Here is a 4,393-nt window from a genome sequence, read left to right as displayed (position 1 = left end):
CCCCGACACCTCACCTGCCGAGCCCGCCAACGCCGGATCGGAGGTCGCCTGAAACTCACTCATCCACAGGTATTGACAATATCTCTACGAAGTGACCGGGTTACCGCAAACCCGAAACCTGCCGCTGGTCGCTGAGTGGCCCGAGGTCGGACTCGAACCTGTGACCACGCACCTGGTGCTCCCGGACCCGTCAGAGCTTGCCGGCGCGATCATTCCTCTGCCTTAGTGGAATCTGGCGACCGTTGATGGATCCGCTTACGGGGTCGCCAACCACTCCCGCTGAGGGTGTCAGGGCGCCCTGATCGCCGTCGCGGCAGGGGCATCGGCGCGGCCCGTCTCGCTTCGTAGTGGCTGAGGAAATGCCAGGGTCTTGAGACAGATTGCTGTGGCCATGCCGTGAGACAAGCAACAAGTCCGCAGTTCGCGGCGTCTCAAAATGCCACTGGCAGCGAGACCCTACATGAGCGCCGCCCGGATCTCGTCCGAGCGGCGCTCAGCTGTTCTTGTCTTCGTGGAGGTCAGGCGTACGCCGCGATGGCCTCCGCCTGCTCGATGATGCCCTCGGCGGTCTTCACGTGCGCGATGTCGATGTGCTGGCCCTCGAAGTCGACGGCCGCGCTGCCGGCCGCCTCGGCCACCTTGAACGCCCCGATCATGCGGCGGTAGAAGTCGACCTGCTCGGGGGACGGCGTGAACACGTCGTTGGCGACGGCGATGTGCGAGGGGTGAATGCACACCATGCCGCGGTAGCCGAGCTGCTTGTTGTCCAGGCAGAACTGCCGGGCACCGTCGAGGTCCTTGATGTCCTGCCACACGCCGGCAACGGGGTGGTGCAGGCCGGCCGCGCGGGCTGCGAGGACGATGCGGCTCCGCAGGTACAGCGTCTCCAGGCCGGCCGGGGTGAATTCGAAGCCCAGCTCGCGGCCCACGTCCGCGCTGGGTCCGGTGGCGCCCAGCAGGCTGCGGATGCGCGGGGTGGCGGCCGCCATCTCCTCACAGTGCGCCATCGAGACCGCCGTCTCGTAGCTCACGATGAGGCCTACGCTGCCGGCTTCGAGGCCTTCCCGTGCCTCGATGTGCGACACCACCGCATCGATGCGCACGAGTTCCTCGGCGTCGAAGACCTTGGGCAGGAACAGACCGGCCAGACCCGGCCGGATCACGGCCTCGAGGTCCTTGCCCTGGATTCCGGACACGGACGCGTTGGGCCGCACCCACAGGTCGGCGCGGACACCGTCGGCATGCAGACGGTCGATGGTGTCGGCGACGACCAGACGCGCCTCGTCCTTGTCTGCGGCGGGCACCGAGTCCTCCAGGTCGAGGATCAGGGCGTCGGCACCGGAGGCCAGGCCCTTGTCGGCCCAGCTCGGCTTGTGGCCCGGCACGAACAGCATGGAACGGTACGGCTTCATGAACACTCCTCAGTGATATGCGAATTCGAAGGAATCAGGACTCGTCGGCGAAGAGGACGCCGCGCTCGAGTAGTGCGTCGATCTCCTCGGCGGGGAGCACCTCGCTCGCCACGGCACGGGTGTCGGAGCCGACCTTGGGCGCGCGGGCACCGCGGTCCGGTCGCTCGCCGTCGAAGGTCCACGGCGGGCGGATCAGAGGCAGACCGTCGGGCTGCCACTCGACCAGCTTCAGGTGCTCGACCTGCTCGTGCTCCAGATAGCCGGTCATCGACAGAACCGGTGCGAACGGCACGTCGGCCTCGGTGAGGACCTTCTCCCAGTAGTCCTTCGACTGCTTGGCGAACTCCGCCTCGACGATCGGCACGAGCTCGAAGTAGTTCGACTCCCGCGGCCGGTACTCGCCGAACCGGGGGTCCTCGGTCAGGTCCATGCGGTCCATGGCGCGGCACAGCGCGTGCCAGAACTTCTGCGACGACGACAGGTGAACGGCCAGGTACTCGCCGGTCGACGTCGGGACGCAGAAGTTCTGCGCCTGCGGGTGCCTGCTTGTGCGGGCGGGGTTGTTGCCGAGCTCGAAGGACTGGGTGATGCCGTCGACGGTGAGCGCGCTGACCGCCTCCATGATCGACGTCTCCATCCGCTGCGGCCGGCCGGTCTTCAGTCGCCCCACCAGGGCCGCGAGGACGCCGGTGGCAGTGCTCAGGCCCGTGACGAGGTCCGCGCTCAGGCCACCGGCCAGTTGCGGGTGGTCGCCGTCGCTGAACAGCGAGTACAGACCGCCGAACGCGTGGCCGATCGTGTCGTAGGCGGGGCGGTTGGCGAGCGGTCCGCCGGCACCGAACCCGGTGACCGAGCCGTACACGATGTCGGGGCGGAGGGCGCGGCAGTCCTCGGGGCCCAGCCCCATGGCCGCCACCTTGCCCGGGCGCAGGTTCTCGAGGACCACGTCGAAGTGCGGTATCAGCGCCTTGACCAGCGCGACACCCTCTTCCGACTTCAGGTCGACCGACAGACTGCGCTTTCCGGTGTTGTACTGCCGGAAGTACGGGCTCCCGTCATTCTGGTGACGGCGGAAGTCCTCGCCCACCACGGGGCGCTCGACCTTGACCACCTCGGCGCCGAGGGCGCACAGTATCGACGTCCCGAACGGGAGAGCGATGTACCCCCCGATCTCGAGTATCCGGATACCGTCGAGTGGCTTGTGCTGCATGTTGCCTCACCTTCGTGTCGACCTAAATATTATATATCATCTGTAGGGAGGTCAAGCCTTCCCTCGACTGAGCGCCGGATGATGCGGATCCACGCCGTGCGAGACCGCAGGGGGCTTCCATCGGATTTCGGAACATAATATACTTTACATGGTGCAGCTCACATATCGAGCCGAAGACCGCCGTCCAGGCTGGACAGATGACTCCCACCTGAGACCCGGGCACGTCTATGACGAAGCGAATGCGAAGGAGCGGCACGATGAGTGCGCAGACCGAACTGTGGCAGGGGCAGTACGACACCCTGTTCATCGGCGGACAGTGGGTGCAGCCGGCATCCGAACACACCTTCGAGGTGATTTCCCCGCCACCGAACAGCTCGTCGCCCGGGTACCGGAGGGCGTCGAGGCCGACATCGATGCGGCAGTCACCGCGGCGCGCGAGGCGTTCGACAAGGGGCCCTGGCCTCGGATGTCACTCGACGAGCGCATCACGGTCCTGCGGAAACTCAGCGCGGAACTCGCCGCGCGTGAGAGCGAGGCGGCCGCACTCGTCAGCGCAGAGATGGGGTGTCCGATCACCCTGTCCACGAAGATGCAGTCCATCGGCCCCCGCATGCTTCTGGACGCCTTCCTGGACATCGCGCCCACCTACCCGTGGAGCGACACCCGCACGTCGGCATCCGGCAGCGCGCTGGTGACCCGCGAGCCGGTCGGCGTCGTCGCCGCTGTCGTACCGTGGAACGCACCGCTGCTCATCACCATGATCAAGCTCGCCCCCGCACTGCTCGCCGGCTGCACCATGGTGGTCAAACCCTCCCCTGAGACTCCGCTCGACGCGTATCTGCTCGGCGACATGCTCGACAAGATCGGCCTGCCCGAGGGCGTCGTGAACATCGTCCCCGCCCAGCGCGAGGTCAGCGAGTACCTGGTGCGGCACCCGGGCGTCGACAAGGTGTCGTTCACCGGGTCGACCCCGGCGGGCCGTCGCATCGCCTCGCTCTGCGGCCACGACCTGCGCCGTGTGACCCTCGAACTGGGCGGCAAGTCCGCCGCGGTGTTGCTCGACGACGCCGACCTCGACGTCGCAGTCGCTGCGATCCGCGCCGTGTCACTGCGCAACAGCGGCCAGGTGTGCAGCAACAAGACCCGCATCGTCGTTGCCCGCTCGCGGCGCGACGAACTCCACGACCGTCTGCTGGACCTGATCGGCTCGATGCCGGTCGGCGACCCGTTCGACCCGGCCACCGAAATCGGACCGATGGTCAGCGACCGCCACCGCAGCCGGGTAGAGGGTTACATCGCCGATGCGAAGACGTCCGGCGCCTCCCTGCTGGTGGGCGGCGGCCGCCCCGAGGGCCTGGACCGCGGCTGGTACGTCGAGCCCACGATCTTCGCCGACGTCGATCCCTTCGCGAAGATCGCGCAGGAGGAGATCTTCGGTCCGGTTCTCACCGTGCACACGTTCGACACCGAGGCCGAGGCCATCGAGATCGCCAACAACTCGGAGTACGGCCTCAACGGCTCGGTGTTCGCCGCCGATCCCGAGCACGCACTGTCGGTGTCCCGCCACATCCGCACCGGCACAATCGAAGTCAACGGCAGCCCGGTGGGCTTCACCGCCCCGATCGGTGGTTTCAAGAACAGCGGCATCGGCCGCGAGGCCGGCCTCGAGGGGTTCGACGCCTACGTCGAGCTCAAGTCGTACGGCATCCCGGCCGGGCTGCTCGGTTCGCTTTCCTGACCCCCAACACCGAAAAGGACACACACATGGGCA

2 protein-coding genes and 1 pseudogene are annotated in these 4,393 nt (G+C 67.1%); 1 reads left to right on the top strand and 2 read right to left on the bottom strand.

Features of this window, described 5'->3' with window-relative positions; genetic code table 11:
• Positions 1 to 518: 518 nt before the first annotated feature.
• Together AZG88_RS35610 and AZG88_RS35605 are read right to left on the bottom strand one after the other, a co-directional pair.
• On the bottom strand, positions 519 to 1,412 hold the full coding sequence (locus AZG88_RS35610; protein WP_061042389.1) for an HpcH/HpaI aldolase/citrate lyase family protein: 894 nt from the start codon (positions 1,410 to 1,412) through the stop codon (positions 519 to 521).
• Positions 1,413 to 1,446: 34 nt separating this feature from the next.
• Positions 1,447 to 2,622 (bottom strand): CaiB/BaiF CoA transferase family protein, encoded by a 1,176-nt coding sequence (locus tag AZG88_RS35605; protein ID WP_005250157.1) that lies wholly within the window; start codon positions 2,620 to 2,622, stop codon positions 1,447 to 1,449.
• A gap of 257 nt (positions 2,623 to 2,879) precedes the next feature.
• On the opposite strand from AZG88_RS35605, the pseudogene AZG88_RS35600 reads away from it, so the two are divergent.
• Positions 2,880 to 4,360 (top strand): annotated as a pseudogene (locus tag AZG88_RS35600) (aldehyde dehydrogenase).
• The last annotated feature ends 33 nt before the right edge of the window (positions 4,361 to 4,393 follow it).

The sequence above is a fragment of the Rhodococcus sp. LB1 genome, assembly GCF_001583455.1.
GTDB classification, from domain to species: domain Bacteria; phylum Actinomycetota; class Actinomycetes; order Mycobacteriales; family Mycobacteriaceae; genus Rhodococcus_F; species Rhodococcus_F opacus.
The sequence above is the reverse complement of the archived record's forward strand: the minus strand, read 5'-3'. Positions and strand labels throughout refer to the sequence as shown.

Excerpts from the sequence above, each read along its gene's own strand:
- AZG88_RS35610 (WP_061042389.1), bottom strand. The coding sequence starts at position 1,412 with ATGAAGCCGTACCGTTCCATGCTGTTCGTGCCGGGCCACAAGCCGAGC.
- AZG88_RS35605 (WP_005250157.1), bottom strand. The coding sequence starts at position 2,622 with ATGCAGCACAAGCCACTCGACGGTATCCGGATACTCGAGATCGGGGGG.